12 protein-coding genes are annotated in these 20,278 nt (G+C 63.8%); 10 read left to right on the plus strand and 2 right to left on the minus strand.

Annotated elements, in window-relative coordinates:
• Positions 1-95 precede the first annotated feature (95 nt).
• Positions 96-3,668 carry a hydantoinase B/oxoprolinase family protein gene (locus O3299_RS06005; protein ID WP_305061757.1) on the plus strand — a complete coding sequence of 1,191 codons (3,573 nt, stop codon included), beginning with the start codon at positions 96-98 and terminating at the stop codon, positions 3,666-3,668.
• Here O3299_RS06005 and O3299_RS06010 read toward each other — a convergent pair.
• Positions 3,650-4,612 carry an AraC family transcriptional regulator gene (locus tag O3299_RS06010; protein ID WP_305061758.1) on the minus strand — a complete coding sequence of 321 codons (963 nt, stop codon included), beginning with the start codon at positions 4,610-4,612 and terminating at the stop codon, positions 3,650-3,652. The genes O3299_RS06005 and O3299_RS06010 overlap by 19 nt on opposite strands.
• A gap of 179 nt (positions 4,613-4,791) precedes the next feature.
• Here O3299_RS06010 and O3299_RS06015 point away from each other — a divergent pair, with 179 nt between their 5' ends.
• The 7 genes from O3299_RS06015 to O3299_RS06045 all read left to right on the plus strand — a co-directional run bounded on the left by O3299_RS06015 (position 4,792) and on the right by O3299_RS06045 (position 12,713).
• Positions 4,792-5,838, plus strand: a complete 1,047-nt coding sequence (locus O3299_RS06015; RefSeq protein ID WP_305051824.1) for an NAD(P)-dependent alcohol dehydrogenase — start codon at positions 4,792-4,794, stop codon at positions 5,836-5,838.
• A gap of 310 nt (positions 5,839-6,148) precedes the next feature.
• Complete coding sequence (locus tag O3299_RS06020) at positions 6,149-8,575, plus strand: membrane-bound PQQ-dependent dehydrogenase, glucose/quinate/shikimate family (RefSeq protein WP_305061759.1); 2,427 nt, start codon at positions 6,149-6,151, stop codon at positions 8,573-8,575.
• Positions 8,576-8,586: 11 nt separating this feature from the next.
• Entirely contained in the window at positions 8,587-9,237 is a 651-nt protein-coding gene (locus O3299_RS06025) for a TetR/AcrR family transcriptional regulator (protein WP_305061760.1), read from the plus strand.
• Between the two features lie 263 nt (positions 9,238-9,500).
• Positions 9,501-10,208, plus strand: a complete 708-nt coding sequence (locus tag O3299_RS06030) for a hypothetical protein (protein WP_305061762.1) — start codon at positions 9,501-9,503, stop codon at positions 10,206-10,208.
• Between the two features lie 172 nt (positions 10,209-10,380).
• The gene (locus tag O3299_RS06035) at positions 10,381-10,683 is read left to right on the plus strand and encodes an HNH endonuclease (RefSeq protein ID WP_289909750.1); all 303 of its coding nucleotides are present in this window, start codon (positions 10,381-10,383) and stop codon (positions 10,681-10,683) included.
• Between the two features lie 296 nt (positions 10,684-10,979).
• Complete coding sequence (locus O3299_RS06040; protein ID WP_305061763.1) at positions 10,980-11,513, plus strand: MarR family winged helix-turn-helix transcriptional regulator; 534 nt, start codon at positions 10,980-10,982, stop codon at positions 11,511-11,513.
• Positions 11,514-11,618: 105 nt separating this feature from the next.
• Positions 11,619-12,713 carry a S41 family peptidase gene (locus O3299_RS06045; protein WP_305061764.1) on the plus strand — a complete coding sequence of 365 codons (1,095 nt, stop codon included), beginning with the start codon at positions 11,619-11,621 and terminating at the stop codon, positions 12,711-12,713.
• A gap of 207 nt (positions 12,714-12,920) precedes the next feature.
• Here O3299_RS06045 and O3299_RS06050 read toward each other — a convergent pair whose 3' ends face one another.
• Positions 12,921-14,546, minus strand: coding sequence for a response regulator (locus O3299_RS06050; protein WP_099664131.1), 1,626 nt, complete (start codon positions 14,544-14,546; stop codon positions 12,921-12,923).
• Positions 14,547-14,894: 348 nt separating this feature from the next.
• On the opposite strand from O3299_RS06050, the gene O3299_RS06055 reads away from it, so the two are divergent.
• A complete protein-coding gene (locus O3299_RS06055; RefSeq protein WP_305061765.1) occupies positions 14,895-15,959 on the plus strand; it encodes a diguanylate cyclase in 1,065 nt (354 codons plus the stop codon).
• 193 nt (positions 15,960-16,152) lie between these two features.
• Positions 16,153-20,211 (plus strand): phosphoribosylformylglycinamidine synthase, encoded by a 4,059-nt coding sequence (gene purL / locus O3299_RS06060; protein ID WP_305061766.1) that lies wholly within the window; start codon positions 16,153-16,155, stop codon positions 20,209-20,211.
• Positions 20,212-20,278 lie beyond the last annotated feature (67 nt).

Genomic DNA, 20,278 nt, shown 5'->3' on the forward strand with positions numbered 1-20,278 from the left:
GGCCGATGCGGGCGAAAGGCAAGGCGCGCACGCCTGAAATGCGCGCCTGTTTGGCGGCTACAATAGCCATCTCACATAAGAGCGGGGGCAAGGCGATGGACTGGCAATTCTGGATCGACCGTGGCGGCACCTTTACGGACATCGTGGCGCGCCGTCCCGATGGCAGCCTGGCCACCTGCAAGCTGCTGTCGGAAAATCCGGGCCAGTACCGCGACGCGGCGCTGGCGGGCATGCGCCGGCTGATGGGCCTTGCGCCCGGTGCGCCGCTGCCCGTGGAGCAGGTGGGCGCCATCAAGATGGGCACGACGGTCGCCACGAATGCGCTGCTCGAACGCAAGGGCGAACCCACCGTGCTGGCCATCACGCGCGGTTTTCGCGACGCCTTGCGCATCGCCTACCAGAACCGCCCGCAATTGTTCGCGCGCAAGATCATCCTGCCCGAACTGCTGTATGGTGACGTGATCGAGATCGATGAAAGGGTGGGCGCCCACGGCGACGTCGTCACGCCGCTTGACGAGGCGGCCGCGCAGGCCGCGCTGGCGCAAGCCCATGCGCGCGGCGTGCGCGCCATCGCCATCGTGCTGATGCACGGCTACCGCCATCACGCGCACGAGGCGCGGGTGGCGCAGCTGGCGCGCGAAGCCGGTTTTACGCAGGTGTCCGTGTCGCATGAGGTCAGCCCCATGATGAAACTGGTGGCGCGTGGCGACACCACCGTGGTCGACGCCTATCTGTCGCCGATCCTGCGCCGCTATGTCGACCAGCTGGCGATGGAGCTGCCCGGCGTGCACCTGCAATTCATGCAGTCGAACGGCGGCTTGACGGATGCGCGCGCCTTCCAGGGCAAGGACAGCATCTTGTCCGGTCCCGCCGGCGGCATCGTCGGCATGGTGCGCGCCAGCGCGCTGGCCGGTTTCGACAAGGTCATCGGCTTCGACATGGGCGGCACTTCGACGGACGTGTCGCATTACGCGGGCGAGTTCGAACGCGTGTTCGAGACGCAGATCGCCGGCGTGCGCATGCGCGCGCCCATGATGAGCATCCATACGGTGGCCGCGGGCGGCGGCTCCCTGCTGCATTTCGACGGCGCCCGCTACAAGGTGGGGCCGGACAGCGCGGGCGCCAATCCGGGCCCCGCCAGCTACCGGCGCGGCGGCCCGCTGGCCGTCACCGACTGCAACGTCATGCTGGGCAAGCTGCAGCCCGCGTTCTTCCCCCGCGTCTTCGGCCCCGATGCCGATGAAGCGCTGGACGCGGCCACGGTGCGCGCCCAGTTCGAAGCGCTGGCGCGCACGGTCAATGCCACGCCGGAGGAGGTGGCCGAAGGCTATGTCGCCATCGCCGTGGGCAATATGGCCAACGCCATCAAGCAGATTTCCGTGCAGCGCGGCCACGACATCACCGAATATACGCTCACCAGCTTTGGTGGCGCGGGCGGCCAGCACGCCTGCCTGGTGGCCGACGCGCTGGGCATGCGCACGGTGTTCATCCACAGCCTGGCCGGCGTGATGTCGGCCTACGGCATGGGCCTGGCCGACCAGAGCGCCATGCGCGAGCGGGCCATCGAAGCGACACTGGGGGCCGACCTGGTGCGCGATTTCGCCGCACTGGGAGAGCAGGCGCGGGGCGACTTGCTGCGCCAGGGCGTGGCAGGCGAGCGCATCGCGCTCGTGCACCGCGTGCACCTGCGCTACGAAGGCACGGATTTGGCCCTCGTCGTGCTGTTCGATACGGTGGCCAGCATGCAGGCGCAGTTCGAAGCGTCGTACAAAAAACGCTTTTCCTTCCTGATGCCGGCGCGCGCCTTGATCGTCGAAGCCATTTCCGTGGAAGCCATCGGTGCATCCGATGCGCCGCAAGTGGCCGCGCCGGCGTATGCGGCCCGCGCTGGCGCGCTGGCGCCCGTGCAGACGGTGGCCATGTACTGCGCCGGTGCATGGCGCGACAGCGGCCTGTATGCGGCGGACAGCCTGCGCCCGGGTGATGCCATCGACGGCCCGGCCATCGTCAGCGACGCCAACGCCACCACCGTCATTGAGCTGGGCTGGCGCGCGCAAGTGACGGCGCATGGCCATTTGATCTTGCGCAGGGTCGTGGCCTTGCCAGAGCGGCGCGCCATCGGGACTGATGCCGACCCCGTGATGCTGGAAATATTCAACAACCTGTTCATGTCGATCGCCGAGCAGATGGGCTTGCGCCTGCAAAATACGGCCCATTCCGTCAACATCAAGGAGCGGCTCGATTTCAGCTGCGCCATCTTCGATGCGCAAGGCCACTTGATCGCCAATGCGCCGCACATGCCCGTGCACCTCGGTTCCATGGGCGAGAGCATCCGCACCGTCATGACGCGCAATGCGGGTGCCATGCGGCCGGGCGATGTCTTCATGTTGAACGACCCGTACCACGGCGGCACGCATCTACCCGACGTGACGGTGATTTCGCCCGTCTTCGATGCAGAGGGGGAATCCATCCTGTTCTACGTCGGCTCGCGCGGCCACCATGCGGACATCGGCGGCACCACGCCCGGTTCCATGCCGCCGGACTCCACGCGCATCGAGGAAGAGGGCGTGTTGATCGACAATTTCAAGCTGGTCGACGGCGCCACGGGCGTGATGCGCGAGGCGGAAACACTGTCCCTGCTGGCGGGCGCCAGCTGGCCGGCCCGCAATCCGCGGCAAAATCTGGCCGACCTGCGCGCCCAGGTGGCGGCCAACCAGAAGGGGGCCGAAGAACTGCATAACATGGTCGCGCATTTCGGCTTGGCCGTGGTGCAAGCCTACATGGGCCACGTGCAGGACAATGCCGAGGAAGCCGTGCGCCGGGTCATCACGACCCTGAAGGATGGCAGCTACGCGCTGGACCTGGACAACGGCGCGCGCATCCAGGTGGCGATCAAGGTCGACGTGGCGCAGCGCAGCGCCGTCATCGATTTCACGGGGACCTCAAGCCAGTTGCCGAACAACTTCAATGCGCCGTCCGCCGTCTGCATGGCGGCCGTGCTGTACGTGTTCCGCACCCTCGTCGACGACGCGATTCCCCTGAATGCCGGCTGTCTGAAACCCTTGGCCGTGATCATCCCGCCCGGCTCCATGCTCAACCCGCGGTATCCTGCCTCCGTCGTTTCGGGCAACGTGGAAACCTCGACCTGCATCACGAATGCCCTGTATGGCGCGCTGGGGGCCATGGCCGCCTCGCAGGGGACGATGAACAATTTCACGTTCGGCAGCGCCAAATACCAGTATTACGAGACGATATCGGGTGGCTCGGGCGCCGGCCCCGGCTTCGACGGCACGGACGTGGTGCAGACGAACATGACCAATTCGCGCCTGACGGACCCGGAAATTCTCGAGTGGCGCTTCCCCGTGCGCCTGGACAGCTACAGCATCCGCCCAGGTTCGGGCGGAGTGGGGCGCTGGCACGGCGGCAATGGCGGCGTGCGCCGGGTGCGCTTCCTGGAGCCGATGACGGCGGCGATCCTGTCGAACAACCGGATGATTCCGCCGTTCGGCATGGCTGGCGGCGAGGCGGGCGCGCTGGGGCGCAACTACGTGGAACGGGCTGACGGCAGCATCGAGCACCTGGCGCATATCGGCAAGACGGACATGCGGGCGGGCGACGTGTTCGTCATCGAAACGCCGGGCGGCGGCGGCTACGGCAAGACGGAATAGGCCAGGTCGGCACCGGCGCTGGCTGCCCCGGCGCCGCTCAGCTGCGCGCGCACCTGGCCCACGTCGCGCATGGGCGCGCGGCCGAACTGGCGGCTGTATTCGCGGCTGAACTGCGATTCGCTGGCGTAGCCGACCCGGTAGCCGGCCGTGCCCGCGTCGATCTGCTCGACCAGCATCAATCGCCGCGCTTCCTGCAGCCGCAGCAGCTTCTGGTACTGCATCGGCGTCATGGCGGTGATCGCCTTGAAGTGGTGGTGCAGCGACGACATGCTCATGTTCGCCATGCCGGCCAGGTGCTCGATGCGCAGCGGCTGCGCGTAATGGTGCTTGATCCAGTCGATGGCTTGCCCCACCTGGTGCGACTGGCTGCTGGCCAGCGCCATGTGGCGCAGGCGGGCACCCACGGGGCCATTGAGCAGGCGGTAGGTCAGCTCGCGGCGGATCAGGGGCGCCAGCGCGGCGATTTCCCCCGGCTTGTCGAGCAGGCGCACGAGGCGCAGCATGGCGTCGAGCAGCTCGGGCGACACGTCGCTCACGGATATGCCGCGCGCGGCGGGCAGGATTTTCTGCTGCGCGGCGCTGTCGCCGGCGCTTTCGCTATCGAGCAGCGCGGCCACGTCGGCGATGTCGATGCCCAGCACCACGCACAGGTGCGGCTTGTCCACGCTCGCTTCCACCACGCGCACCTGCACCGGCAGGTCGACGGACGTCAGCAGATACTGCATGCGGCTGTAATGGAAAGTTTCCGTGCCCAGGGTGACGTCCTTCGCTCCTTGCGCGATGATGGCCACGCTGGGGCGCGCCGCATGGAACAGCGACTCCGTGACGGACGACTGGCGGTGGAAGGTGAGGTTGCCGATGGCCGTCGCGTAATCGCCCGTGCGCGGCGCGTGGCGGCTGATCAGGGCGGCGATTTCATCTTGGGGCAGGAGTAAGGTAGGCATGGGTGGCAGTATGCGTCAGGCGAGGGAGGGCAGGGGCTGATCTTACGCAGATTTGGAGGATCGTGCAAAGGTCTTGCAGGATCGCGGTAACGGCGGGGCGGCTTCTCGGGCACACTTGTGCAATCGCATGCATGGCACGCGTTCCCCCTCGTTACACACATATAGATACAGGAGTTTTCATGACCACCATCGCCAAAGGCTACGCCGCACTGGGCCCGACCTCCGCACTGCAACCGTTCACGTTCGAGCGCCGCGCCCCGCGCGAAGACGACGTGGCCATCTCGATCAAATACTGCGGCGTGTGCCATTCCGACATCCACCAGGCGCGCGACGAATGGGGCGGCGCCGCCTTCCCGATGGTGCCCGGCCATGAAATCGCCGGCATCGTCACGGCCGTCGGCGCCAACGTCAGCAAGTTCAAGGTGGGCGACCACGTGGGCGTGGGCTGCTTCGTCGACTCCTGCACCACTTGCAAGACGCGCAACGTGGACCTGGAACAGTATATGCCCGGCCTGATCCAGACCTACAACGGCGTCGAAGCGGACGGCAAGACGGCCACGCAGGGCGGCTACTCGGACAGCATCGTCGTCAAGGAAGGCTATGTGCTGTCGATTCCCGACAACCTGCCGCTGGACGCGGCCGCGCCGCTGCTGTGCGCCGGCATCACCCTGTACTCGCCGCTGAACCACTGGAAGGCCGGCCCCGGCAAGCAGGTCGCCATCCTGGGCATGGGCGGCCTGGGCCACATGGGCGTGAAGATCGCCCACGCCATGGGCGCCGAAGTGACGGTGCTGAGCCAGACCCTGTCGAAGCGCGAAGACGGCCTGCGCCTGGGCGCCGATCACTACTACGCCACCAACGACGCGGAAACGTTCAGCAAACTGGCCGGCACCTTCGACCTGATCATCTGCACCGTGGGCGCGTCCATCGACTGGAACCAGTACATCAACCTGCTGAAGGTCGATGGCAGCATGGTCATCGTCGGCATTCCCGACGGCGCCGTGCCGCCGATCAGCGCCTTCGGCCTGGTGGGCGCCCGCCGCAGCCTGTCCGGCTCCATGATCGGCTCGATCAAGGAAACCCAGGAAATGCTGGATTTCTGCGGCAAGCACAACATCGTGTCGGACATCGAGATCATCCGCATCCAGGATATCAATGAGGCGTTCGAGCGCGTCGTGAAGAGCGATGTACGCTACCGCTTCGTGATCGACATGGCATCTTTGTAACACCCGAGAAAACGCCCAGGGCGTTGTTGCCGCGTCTCGCCGTACTATTCGTACTGTCTTCGACGCGGCGCCTAGCCCTGGGCGTTTTTCGGGCGTTCCAACGGTATTTGTTTAAACGTCAAAACCGGCATGCCGACGTCGCAGCGCCATCCCATCCCCGCCAAAAATCAAGCTCCCTTGTCAATTTTTCTTTCCTTGCGTCAAAAATCGGCATAAAATGAAACCGTACAGTACAGTTTCACTACGTAGATTTAAAAAATCAGCCATCCCCGCATGTTGGCCTGGGCAGGGGAGGCGTCATGGATAAAAAATGGACACTTCAACAAAGAATGGAGCGACGGCGATCCCGGCGGTCTCCAGGGGCAAGCGCATTGCCCTGGCGGTTTTTGGCGTTTTTCTCGGATTTTCCGGCCTGGCCCTGGCGGCGGGCGGCATCGAACTGATTACCCTCGGCGGTTCCTGGTATTACTTGCTGGCCGGTCTCGGTTTAATATTGGCGGGCGTGCTGTATTGGCGCCGCAAACCGCTGGCCAGTGGCGTGGTCGCTGCGTTGGTGCTGGCCACCTTGCTGTGGGCCGTGTGGGAAATCGGCTTCGCCTTCTGGCCCATGGTGCCGCGTTTGGCGCCATTCCTCGTCATCGGCCTCGTGGCCGCCTTGCTGCATCCGTGGCTGGCAGGCCGTGGCCACAGCGGCCAGTCGCGCGGCTTCGCGGCCCTGTTTGCCGTCGTGCTGGTGGCCGGCTTTGCCTCCATGTTCCAGCCGCACGGCGTGCTGGAAGCCACCGCGCAGCCGCAGCAGGATGCCGTGACGCCCGTCAATGACGGCAGCGCCAACTGGGCGCATTATGGCCATGGGCCGAAAGGCACGCGCTTCGCGCCGTACACGCAGATCGACCAGCAGAATGTCGGCCAGCTGCAAGTGGCGTGGAGTTACCGCACGGGCGAGCTGGCCGAGGGCGCGTCGGAATCGCAGAATACGCCGCTGCAGATCGGCGACACCATCTATACGTGTACGCCGACCAGCAAGGTCATCGCGCTGGACGCGGACACGGGCAAGGAGCGCTGGACCTTCGATCCGAAGCCGGCCAACACGAAGACGTGGAACCGCTGCCGCGGTGTCGGCTATTACGAGCCGGCCAAAGTGACAAAGCCGTTCCGTTTCGAGGGCATGCAGGCGGCCGGCGCGCCAGCGGCGGGCGCGTGCGCCAGGCGCATCGTGCAAGTGACCATGGATGCGCGCCTGATCGAGATTGACGCGCAGACGGGCAAGCAGTGCGAGGGCTTCGGCGACAAGGGTTCCGTCGACCTCACCGTCGGCCTGGGCAAGGTGAAAATGAACGTGCCGTACTACGCCTACACGTCCGCGCCCACGGTGGCGCGCAACCTGATCATCCTCGGCGGCTGGGTCTTCGACGGCCGCTCCACCGACGAACCGTCGGGCGTCGTGCGCGCGTACAGCGCCGACACGGGGGAACTGGTGTGGGCCTGGGACCTGGGCAATCCGGCCATCACCAAGCTGCCGCCGGAAGGGCAGACCTACACGCGCAGCACGCCGAACATGTGGTCGACCCCGGCCTTCGACGATGAACTGGGCCTCGTCTACCTGCCGACGGGGAACGAGCAGCCGGACTTCTGGGGCGGCAAGCGCCCGCCACTGACGGAAAAATACGCGTCGGCCATCGTCGCCCTCGACATGGCCACGGGCCGCGAACGGTGGACGTATCAAACCGTCCACCACGATATCTGGGACTACGACGTGGCCGCGCAGCCGGCCCTGTACGACGTCCCGGACGGCAAGGGCGGCAAGGTTCCCGCGCTGGTGCAGCTGACCAAGCGGGGACAGATCTTCATGCTGGACCGCCGCACGGGCAAGCCGATTGCCGACGTGGTGGAAAAGCCAGTGCCGCAGGAGCATGCGGCCGGCGACTGGGTGGCAAAGACGCAGCCATATTCCACCGGCATGCCGGCCCTCGGCGCGGAAACCCTCACGGAGCGCGACATGTGGGGCGCCACCTTCTTCGACCAGCTGGCGTGCCGCATCAGCTTCCGCAAGCTCAATTACAAAGGGGAGTTCACGGCGCCAAGCACGCAAGAGACCTTGATTTATCCAGGCTACTACGGCGGCTTCAACTGGGGCGGCGCGGCCGTCGATGAAAGCAATGGCTATATGTTCGTCAACGATATCCGCATGCCGCAAGTGGTCAGGCTGGTGCCGCGCGAAACGGTGGACGTGGCCAAGCTGACGTCGGGCCACGGCGTGGGCAGCACCTATCCGATGGATGGCACGCCCTTCGTCATCGACCACAAGGCCTTCAATTCGCCGCTGGGCATACCTTGCCAAAGCCCGCCGTGGGGCGTGTTTGCCGCCATCGACCTCAAGACCCGCACGAAAGTGTGGGAGCGTCCGGCCGGCACGGTGCAGGACGCCGTCATCAACGGCGTGCGCGCGCGGCTGCCCATCCCGCTGGGCATGCCCACCCTGGGCGGCGGCGTGAGCACGGCGTCGGGCCTCGTGTTTTATGCGGGCACGCAGGATTATTATTTGCGCGCCATGGACATCGCCACGGGACGTGAAGTGTGGAAGGCGCGCATGCCCGTGGGGTCGCAAGGCACGCCGATGACGTATGTGTCGCCCAAGTCGGGCCGCCAGTATGTCGTGGTGGCGGCGGGCGGCGCCCGCCAGAGCCCGGACCGGGGAGATTACGTGATAGCATACGCGCTTCCCAAGACACAGTAAGAGTTTGCTTCATGCCCCAGTTGCGCACCGTTCCAGCTTCCCCGAGTACCCGAAGCGAGGAGCGGCGGCGCAAGCTGCTGGTGGCGGCGGCGGACCTCTTCCTCGCCTCCGGCTACGACGGCGTCAGCATGGACGCCATCGTGGCCGAGGCGGGCGGCTCGAAGGCCACGGCCTACCGCTACTTCGGCAGCAAGCAGGAGCTGCTGGTGGCGGTGGTCGAATACCTGTGCGCCGATTTCATCATCGACCTGCGCCGCCTCGATACCTCGCAAGCGGGCCTGGAACAGGGCTTGCAGCTGATCCTCGATGAACTGGTGGCCGTCGTCACCAGCCCCCGCCACGTGGATTTCTACCGCCTCGTCGTCACGGGCGCGGCCGCCGTGCCGGCCGTCGGCCTGACCTGGTACGAACACGGCCCGCAAGTGTGGCATGCGCTGATCTTGCGCCTGCTGGAGCAGCAGCGCGCCCAGGGCCGCATCGCGCCCGACACCTCGTTTTCCAACCTGCCGCAAATTTTGTTCGACGCCGTCTTTTCGCACCTGACCACGCGCACCGTCATGCTGGGGCAGGGCGGCAATGCGGCCACGTTCCGGCCCCTGATCGCGGAGCTGATCGAACTGGTGGTGGCAAGGGTGGCGCGCAAGGCGGAGTCGGCTTGCTAGGATCGTAATCCGAGAATAGTCTGTTGGCCGGTGGTATTCGGATGACGCGCTTGCGTGCATCGGCGGCCCTGTTAATCCGATCTGCGCGACCGGGATGCGGTTGGCCGCCTTTCGGCGATGTTGATGAGCAGTTCTGCGGTGTCGTGTGAACCCGTCGCAATCTAAAAAATATTTCTGCATAATGATGCAAAATAAATGCGGTTTCCATCTCCGAGAAACGTCTGGCTTATGTAAGTCACTATTTACATAAGGTTGCATCATCAATGGCTCAAAATTTAGTAGTCCCTCCCGGATTCGTGCCCTATCCTGATCCAGACGACGTCTTTATGGAAGACGTCGGGCTCCATCTGAAAGTGTTCCATCCTATTCTAACCATACCCGCAGCACAGGTCGACCCTACGTGGACCGGGCAGTTCCACTTCGTCTTGCCCATAGAGCCGTATGATGGTGCTTTGGGCGAAGGCAGCACGGATTACTACGGTCCTCACTGTGGCGAAGCATGGATTAAGTTCGTTCGGATAGGATCAAAGTATCGATTCGCCGGGGATTGGCGCTATTTTGCGATTAATCGGGAGCATGATGTGGAGGCTGATTTTTGGTACGGGGAGGCCAACAAAAGCTATGCCGAGCGTAGGCGCGCATGGCATGAGCAGGGTCTCATGAATAGGCAATCTGACAGCTTTGGTTGGGGCGTCGCTTTTGGAGGAAATGCCCTGGCCGGCAACTGGACCAACGATCTCTCCTTGCCTGATGAGGTGGCTAAATGGGGATTCAGGCCATCTCGGATGATGCGCGAGGACGAGACGGTTAATGGCGTCAACTTCACTCATCCGCTAAACGAACAGGGGCAGCGATATCGATTAATTGGGATATTGGTTGGGTATCGCTATCGGGACCATGGAGCAGATAAGCTTTTGATGTTCTACGACACTCCATCGAGTACTATTTTAATCATGTTGGACTTTAGCTAAGCCGGCCTGTTGCACCTGCCTCGGAAAGAAATAAGAGTCACCTGCCTGCGAGTTCCGCCGGAGCGCACCATCAGCAGAGCTTAAGCGGCCAGGGCTGGCGTCTATTTTGGCCTGATGCCGCCAGGGGGCGGATGATATAGTGGCGGGAATGTATACACTGAAAGAAACTGCCATGAAAAACGACGCAACCGCGCGCCCGCAAGCCAGCCAGACGCCTGCCAGGCTCAGCAAAGGGGACTTCGTCACCGCATTGCGCAAACTGCTGCAAGAAGAGGGAAAGGCCGGCAAGACCAGCGTGGACGTGCGCGCTGCAACCCTGCACACCGATGTCGGTGTCTATCCGGCGCGCGGCCACTCGATGCCGACCTGTTGCACGGTGATGTATGAAGAGATGCTGCCCGGTGACGAGATACTGCTGACGCCATCCGGCGGCAAGGGACCTACGCTGCTGATACGGTATAAATTGCCGCGCTGACAATCGCGCTCTTGAAAACAGCTTACAACCTGGCGTAAATGCAAGCGATGACCTGTAGCGCGCAGTAGCTGGCGCGCTGCTGAGGCCCACCCGGTCGGGCAGGGCATCCTTCGCCATCCGTCAGGGCGTGGATGCCCCCGTTGGCCCCAGACGCCATCCATCCGTTTTTCACCTCATCTCGTCTCTCATCTTCCTGAGTTCCACGCGGCAGCCTCCGGCGACGGCCCGCCGCAAGCGTTTTCAAATATGTAAAATATTTATATAAGCTCTTATGTAAATGGTGCTACCATGGTTCCATGAAACCTGGACTCGGCACACAATTACGACATCTCATCGAACTGCTGGACGGCGCGGTCGAGCAAGCCTACGTGGACGCGGGGCTGGATTACCGGCCGCGCTACACACCGGTGATGCGGGTGCTGGCCGAGCAGGCTAGCGCGACCATCGGCGAGCTGGCGGCCCTGGCCGGCCTCACGCAGCCGGCCGCGACGCAGACGGTGGCCCTGATGGTGAAAAAAGGCCTGTTGACGGTGGCCGCCGGCGGCGCAGACGGCAGGCAGCGCGTGGTGCGCCTCAGCGCCGCTGGCGAAACGCTGCTGCCGCGCCTGCGCGTGTGCTGGCAGGCGACCAAATCGGCGGCCGACAGCCTCGATGCGGAACTGGCGTTTCCCTTGTCCGCCTGCCTCGGACAGGCGATCACCGTACTCGAGACACGCTCCTTCGGCGCGCGCATCCGCGACGCCAACTTGCAGCGCCTGCGCGACGGCGGGCCGCAGCTCGATACCGCTCCGGCGCAGGCACGGCCACACCTGGACGATCAACCCGAATGATGCAGGCATGCCTGCCCAGGCGCCGCTTCGATGACGCGCCTGGGGGCATCACGCGTATTTTTCACATAACGATCAATCGCTTCGCAGTCCAACTTGGAGGAATGTATGTCAGGTAGCAAGAAATTTGTCGCAGCTGTCGTATTGGGTACGCTGGTGTCGTTTCAAGCTTTTGCGGCGGCGGACACCGCGTTGAACGTGTCCGGCCGCGCGGCGATCGTGCAGACATTGGTCGCGAAAATGAACGCGAACTACATCGAACCGGCCGTGGCCGAACGGGTCGGCACTGCGATCGCCAGGAAAAATGCCGAAGGAGGCTATGCGAGCGCCGCCAACACCCAGGCGTTCAGTGCTGCGCTGGCAAAGGACTTGCGGGAATTGAGCGGCGACTTGCATTTCGGCACCGCAGTGTACGAAGGCCTTCGCGAGCGCAGCGCCAACCCCGAGCTGCCTAGCCGCGCCAAGACGGACGAGTGGCGCGACCAGACCGCGCGGCGCGGCTATGACATCGAGAAGATCGAACGCCTTCCCGGCAACGTCGGCTATATCGAGCTGCGCGGCTTCGGCGGCCCGGAATACGTCGGCGCGGCGTACACGGCGGCGATGTCGCTCATGGCGGGGACGGATGCGCTGATCCTCGACCTGCGCCGCAACGGCGGCGGCAGCCCGGCCAGCGTGGCTTACCTGATGAGTCATTTCTTCCCGCTCGGCGACGAGCGCCACCTGATCGACATGTACGATCGCCCGACCGGTCTGACGCGGCAGTTCTGGACCGTGAAGACGGTCGCGCAGCGTTACGACAAGCCCGTGTACGTGCTGACATCGGCCCGCACGTTTTCCGCCGGAGAGGACTTCTCCTATGGCATCCAGGCGCAAAAGCGCGGCACGGTGGTCGGGGAAACCACTGGCGGCGGCTCCAATCCCGTGAGCTGGTACAACCTGGGGCAGGACATCATCGTCTCGATCCCGACCGCGCGCACGACCAATGTCGTCACCAAAACCAACTGGGAGCACGTCGGCGTGAAGCCGGACATCGCCGTGCCCGCGGCGCAGGCGCTGCAGGCGGCGCATGTCGCCATCCTGCGCAACCTGGTGTCATCGGCCAAGGAGGGCAGCGAGCGCAAGGAACTGCAGCGCGTGCTTGCGATGGCGGAAAAAGGCGAATCCGAGAAGCCGGTCTACACGCTCAGGGGAGAGCCTTGATACAAGCCGCCGGACATGGCCGCGAAGAAGCGCGCAGCTCGCTAATCCGACCTGCGCGTTTTTGACGCCAACGCACGTCACGACGCCTCTGGAAACCGTAGCGAGCAAGCCCAATGTCGGGTTGAGCAGCGCAGCCGTACTTTAGTACGGCGAGCAACGCCGACCCGAGAGTGGGCTGCACAGCAGGTTTGCCGCGCGTCCCTCCACTCAGGTCGCAATACCATATTTGTGCTGCGTGGCCGCATACTGCTGCTTGAGCGACTCCAGCTTCGGATGCTTGGGGTCGATCTTGCGGATCACCTGCATCTGGTGCTGCGCCTGTTCGGCCAGCGGGGCTTCCCAGCCCAGCATATTGAGCTGGCGCAAGATGGCGTCGACGGAGGCGAACAGCACGGGCAGGTTGCCAGGCGTCTTGCGCAGGGCCTGGCGCAGCACGAAGACGGCGCCCTTGAGCTCTCCGCTTTCCGACTTGCTGGCCGCATCCTGCATCAGTTCCTGCACCTGGTTCGTGATCTGCTGGCCCATGCCTTGCGCCAGATCATGGCGGCCCGCCTTTTCAAACACGTCCACGGCCGCTTCCATCGTCACTTCGCTGTCCGCTTCGTTGACGAGCTTCATCATGACGTCGGACGCCGCCTGTTCCAGGTTGTTCTTCAGGCAGCTTTGCACCAGACCCACCTTCAGCTGCGTCGACAGGCCCCGCGCCGTATCCAGGGCGGCGGCGGCCAGCTGCAGTTCGCTGGCGGCGGCGATGTCGTTGCCCGACAATTCATGCAGCATGGCGGCCGAGATGGCGCGGCACGCTTCCACGTTGGCGCCGCCGCGCAGCGAGCGCTCCATGTCGCGCAGCACGCCGCTCGCCTGCGGCGCATCGCCTTTCTTTACCAGCGTCTTCACCAGGTTGACGTGGTCTTCCGGATCGCGGAATTCGGAGTACTTCGCTTTCGTCACCACCTGCTTATACGCCCGTTCGGCCGCGCCGATGTCGCCCGTGTCATACGCGATGCCGCCCAGGTGGCGCAGGCGGCGCACCATGTGCGGCGAGATGGCCACCGCATCCTCGAGGATTTTCTTGGCCTGCAGCTGCTGGCCCATGGCTTCGTGGTTTTTCGCCAGCAAGTCGTAGGCGGCCATGAAGCGGGGATAGATTTCCACCAGTTCCAGCAGCGCATCCTGCGCCTCTTCGTGGCGCTGCTGCTCGAACAGGGTGCGCGCCAGTCCCAGGTGGGCCCAGGCCATGGGGCGCGTGGCCAGCATGTCGGCGTACAGCTGCTCCGCTTCCTTCCATTCGCCCAGGGTGAGGTGCAGCTCGGCGCGCAGGCGGGTGAAATCGGCCGCCAGGCGCGGATGCTGCAGCTCGGCCGCGCGGCAGCTTTTCACGGCTTCGCGCAAGTCGCCCTTGTCGATCAGTTGATACGTGGGCAGGAACATGGCGCGCCGCTCGATGGCGCGCGCGATGCGTCCGCTCAGCACGTCGACGGTGAACGGCTTTAATATGTAGTCGGACGGGGTCAGTTCGGCCGCGCTGATCACCTTGCTGTGGATGGCTTCGGAAGTCAGCATGATGAAGATCGTCCACAGGCCGATCAGCTTGTGGTGGCGCAAGTCTTCCAGCAATTGCTGGCCATCCTGGCCATCCGTGCCACTACCAAGATCGTATTCGCACAGGATGATGTCGAACGGTTTCTTCGTCAGCAAGCGGATGGCCGTGCCGGAATTGACGGCATATTCCACCTTGGTGATGGCCGCCTGGTTCAGCATATTGTGCAGATTGCCCCGCATGCTGGGGTTCGGGTCGACGATCAGGACAGATAAGTCGCTAGTTTCTGGCATTGTTCAGCTCTCGTTCATCTGTTCGGTCATTTGCGGGAACTCTTCTTATATGTCTCTGCCTGGCAGTATTGTTTTTTATCAGCATACTGCAAAGGCGCCCGACACTGCCAGCAAAATGCATGCAATCGGGCGCGGGGCAGGGCGCAGGATACATCCGCTGGCGCGCGGCGTTGTATTTCATGGCGCCGTTGCCCTGCGCGCGGGCGCCGGAGCCGTATATTCCAGCACATAGTTGACTAGCATGATAGTATCCTAATTACAACTAATGTTGGATGCCGCGCAATCTTGCGGCCAGGCATGCGCAAGGCTGTACCGGGCGCTTTTTCTCTTTGTGGTGTCGATACCCGTATGCGTGTTCCTGACCTTTCTTTCTTGCGGCGCATTGCCGTCCCCCTCGCTTTTGGCGGCAACAGCGAGCAGCAGCACACGTATTTCGCGGAATTGCACCGGGTCGGCATGGTGACGCAGCTGCTGGGCATCATCGCCTACAGCCTGGCCTGGCTGCTGATGCCCGATCCCTATCATCCGAACTTTTCGCACGCCGTGCTGGCGCTGCTGGGCATGCTGACGAGCCTGATCGTGCGCTACCGCTGCACCACCTTGCCCGTGCTGACCATTACGGGCGCCTGCGCCGTGCTGACCCTGACCTTCGGCTTGCGCACCATGGCCGACGCCGTCCAGCACGCCAGTTTCTGGGTCTTGCCGGTGGGCGTCTTCATGACCCTGGCCATCGCCTCCATCTTCAATGGCGGCCTCAGTTACCTGGCCGTCGTGGCCGGCGTGTGGTGGAACGTGGGCCACGGCCTGTATCCGGTGAACGCGGGCTTGCCCGACGAATCCTGGGCGCCGCTGATGATCGCCGTCAGCGTGCTGTTCGGGCTGGCGCTGAATGTCAGCTTCAGTTTATTGCGCCTGCGCAACTATCACTCCAAGGTGGAATTGACGCGGCTGGCCTTCCAGGACGGCTTGACGGGCCTCAATAACCGCCGCATGTTCACGCAGCGCGCCCAGCAGATGCATGGCGCGCCGCACGGCGGCATGCTGTACTTCCTGATGATCGATATCGACGATTTCAAGATCATCAACGACCAGCAGGGCCACGATGCGGGCGACGAGGTGCTGGTGCGCACGGCCGCCATCATCGCCGACAAGGCGCAAGGCCATCTGTGCGGGCGCCTGGGCGGCGAGGAGTTCGGCATCGTCTACGCGGGCGACCGCGACGCTGCACGCGCCTTTGCCGGCGCCTTGGTCGAGGCCGTCAGCCAGGCTTTCCATGCGGCACAGTTTGTGTCGATCAGCGTGGGCGTGGCCGAGCTGGACCGGGACAAGGAACTGGGCCACAGCTACCGGCTGGCCGACGAGGCGCTGTACCTGGCCAAGCGGCAGGGCAAGAACCGCTACGTGATCGCCTGATCGTCGGCTGACGGTGTTGTTGTCGCGTCATAAATGGCCGCTGTGCGGGGCAAAAGGGTGGCAAAGGCCCAAGTTCCGGTCATAAGGCAGGGGTAAAACGGGTATAATGCGCGCAAAGGAAATTTGCCGTACGAAAGATATTGTCATACCTACCTTTAACCCGCAGCCACGCTGCATCAACCACCTTCCAATCATGTTGATACTGCCGGGTTCCAATGCCCTGTCCCATTTCCGTAGCCACCGTCTGTTAAGCCAACTGCAAGCCGTTTCGCCTGCGATTGTTGCCGTGCAAGCACGCTATGTCCATTTCATCGATGCCAGCGCGCCTCTCAGCAACGACGACAGCACGCGCCTTGGCGCCTTGCTGACGTACGGCGAGCCGGCCCACGCTGACAATACGGAAGGCGCTGCCGAAGAATTCTTCGTCATCCCCCGTTTCGGCACGATTTCGCCGTGGGCTTCGAAAGCCACCGACATCGCGCACAACTGCGGCATGGCGCACATCAAGCGCGTCGAACGCGGCATCGCTTTCCGCATCAACCTGAAATCGGGCATCCTGGGCAGCGCCATCGGCGCCGGCAAATTGACGGACGAGCAGGTACAGGCCGTGGCCGACCTGCTGCACGACCGCATGACGGAATCCGTGCTGCGCAGCGCGGACGACGCCAAGGACCTGTTCCGCACCCTGGAAGCACGCCCATTGGAATCGATCGACTTGTTGGGGCAGGGCAAGCGCGCACTGGAAACGGCGAACACGGAACTGGGCCTGGCGATGTCGGAAGACGAGATCGACTACCTGGACGCCGCCTTCACCAAGGCCGGCCGCAACCCGACGGACGTGGAACTGATGATGTTCGCGCAGGCGAACAGCGAGCATTGCCGCCACAAGATCTTCAACGCCGACTGGACCATCGACGGCGTGGCGCAGCCCAAGTCCCTGTTCGGCATGATCAAGAACACGCATGAACTGCAGCCGAAAGGCACCGTCGTCGCCTACAGCGACAACTCGTCCATCATGGAAGGCGCCACCGTGTCGCGCTTCTACCCGCGCGGCGACAAGCACGAATACGCGGCGTCGACGGAATTGACGCACACCTTGATGAAGGTGGAAACGCATAACCATCCGACGGCCATCTCTCCATTCCCCGGCGCCTCCACGGGCGCGGGCGGCGAGATCCGCGACGAAGGCGCGACGGGCCGCGGCGCCAAGCCGAAAGCCGGTTTGACGGGTTTTACGGTATCGAACTTGTCGCTGCCGGATGCCGTGCGCAGCTGGGAAACGGCCGCTTCCGTGACGGCGCCATTGGCCGCGCGTATTGATGCAGATCATGCAGATCAATACGGCAAACCGGAACGCATCGCTTCGCCCCTGCAGATCATGATCGAAGGCCCATTGGGCGGCGCCGCGTTCTCGAACGAATTCGGCCGTCCTGTCCTGGGCGGCTACTTCCGCACGTATGAACAGAACGTCGGCGCGCAAGAAGCTGGCGCACCGGACGCCGTCTTCGGCTACCACAAGCCGATCATGATCGCTGGCGGCATCGGCAATATCTCGGCGCAGCACACGCACAAGAACGACATCCCCGTCGGCAGCCTGCTGGTGCAGCTGGGTGGCCCGGGCATGCGCATCGGCATGGGCGGCAGCGCCGCTTCGTCGATGACCACCGGCAGCAACACGGCCGACCTGGACTTCGACTCCGTCCAGCGCGGCAATCCGGAAATGGAACGCCGCGCCCAGGAAGTCATCAACGCCTGCTGGCAAATGGGCGCGGACAACCCGATCATCTCCATCCACGACGTGGGTGCGGGCGGTTTGTCGAACGCCTTCCCGGAAATCACCAACGACGCCAAGCGCGGCGCGATTTTCGACCTGCGCAAAGTGCCGCTGGAAGAATCGGGCATGGCGCCGAAGGAAATCTGGAGCAATGAGTCGCAGGAACGCTACGTTCTGGCCATCGCGCCGGAAAGCCTGCCGCTGTTCAAGGCCATGTGCGAACGCGAACGCTGCCTGTTCGCCGCCGTGGGCGTGGCCACCGAAGAGCGTCAATTGAAGCTGATCGACCCGGAACTCGGTAACGAGCCGGTCGACATGCCGATGGACGTCTTGCTGGGCAAGCCGCCGAAGATGCAGCGCGACGTGGTCCACGTGGCCAACGATTTCCCTGCCATCGACTTGACGGGCATGGACCTGGTTGATGTAGCGCAAAAAGTGCTGCTGCTGCCGACCGTGGCCGACAAATCCTTCCTCATCACCATCGGCGACCGCAGCGTGGGCGGCATGACCGTGCGCGACCAGATGGTGGGACCATGGCAAGTGCCGGTGGCCGATTGCGCCGTCACCACCATGAGCTTTGAAGGTTACCTGGGCGAAGCGATGGCCATGGGCGAACGCACGCCGCTGGCCGTCATCGACGCCGCCGCCTCGGGCCGCATGGCCGTGGGCGAAGCCGTCACCAACATCGCCGCAGCAGCCATCGGCGACATCTCCGACATCAAGCTGTCCGCCAACTGGATGGCCGCCTGCGGCCAGCCTGGCCAGGACGCAGCCCTGTACGACACGGTAAAAGCGGTCGGCATGGACCTGTGCCCGGCGCTGGGCATCAGCATCCCTGTCGGCAAGGATTCGCTGTCGATGCGCACGACGTGGAAAGACGAGAGCACGGGCGCGGCGAAATCCGTCACCTCGCCAGTGTCCCTGATCGTTTCCTCGTTCGCGCCGGTGACGGACGTGCGCAAGTCGCTTACGCCGCAGCTGAAGACGGACAAGGGCGACACGTCCTTGATCTTGATCGACCTGGGCCGCGGCAAGAACCGCCTGGGCGCCTCGGCGCTGGCGCAAGTCATGGGCCAGCTGGGCAATGAAACGCCGGACGTGGACAGCGCGGAAGACTTGAAAGGCTTCTTCGCCGCCATTCAAAAGCTCAATAGCGACGACAAGCTGCTGGCCTACCATGACCGTTCGGACGGCGGCCTGTACGCCACCCTGACGGAAATGGCCTTCGCTGGCCACACGGGCATGTCCGTCAACCTGGACATGCTGACCATGGAAGGCGAGCACTCGAGCGACTGGGGCGACGCCAAGAACTGGACCGGCCAGGTAGCGGAACGCCGCAACGAACTGACCCTGCGCGCCCTGTTCAGCGAAGAGCTGGGCGCCGTCATCCAGGTGCGCGCCGAAGAAAAGTCGCTCGTCATGGACGTGCTGCGCACCTTCAACCTGGGCGCCTGCAGCCATATCATCGGCAAATTGAACGACCGCGACGTGATCGAATTCACGCGCGACGCCAAGCTGATCTACACCCAGCCGCGCGCCGACCTGCACCGCCTGTGGAGCGAAACGAGCTGGCGCATCGCCCGCCTGCGCGACAATCCGGCCTGCGCGGACGCCGAATACGACCGCCTGCTGGACGTGCAAGATCCGGGCATGTCGCCTATCGTCACCTTCGACCAGAACGAGAACATCGCCGCGCCATTCATCGCCACCGGCGTGCGTCCGCGCGTCGCTATCCTGCGCGAGCAGGGCGTCAACTCGCACATCGAGACGGCCTACGTGATGCACCAGGCAGGCTTCACGGCTGTCGACGTGCACATGAGCGACCTGATTGCCGGCCGCGTCAAGCTGGACGACTTCCAGGGCGTCATCGCCGTGGGCGGCTTCTCGTACGGCGACGTGCTGGGCGCGGGCGAAGGCTGGGCGAAAACCATCCTGTTCAACGCCAGCCTGGCGGAACAGTTCGCGCGCTTCTTCAACCGCACGGACAGTTTTGGCCTCGGTATCTGCAACGGTTGTCAGATGATGAGCAATTTGAAATCCATCATCCCCGGCGCCCACGCCTGGCCTAAATTCACGCGCAACAAGTCGGAGAAATTCGAAGGCCGCTTTGCCATGGTCGAAGTGATGGATTCCCCATCGATCTTCTTCAACGGCATGGCCGGCACCCAAGCCGGCATCGCCATCGCCCACGGCGAAGGCTACGCCGACTTCTCGCAAACGGGCGACATCACCCAGGTCACCAAAGCCATGCGCTTTGTCGACAACAAGGGCGCCGCCACCGAAGCGTATCCGTACAACCCGAACGGCTCGCCGGAAGGCATCACCTCCGTCACCACGCCGGACGGCCGCTTCACCGTGCTGATGCCGCACGCGGAGCGCGTGTTCCGGAGCGTGCAGCAGTCCTACCACCCTGAAGCATGGGGCGAGGATTCGCCGTGGATGCGCATGTTCAGGAATGCGCGGAAGTTTGTGGGGTAATTAGCTCGCTTGCAGGGCAGTGCTGGAGTTCAGGCGCTGCTGCTGGGGTAGGAATGAGAAAGCCGCT

It is taken from the genome of Janthinobacterium sp. SUN176, assembly GCF_030587335.1.
Taxonomy (GTDB): domain Bacteria; phylum Pseudomonadota; class Gammaproteobacteria; order Burkholderiales; family Burkholderiaceae_D; genus Janthinobacterium; species Janthinobacterium kumbetense.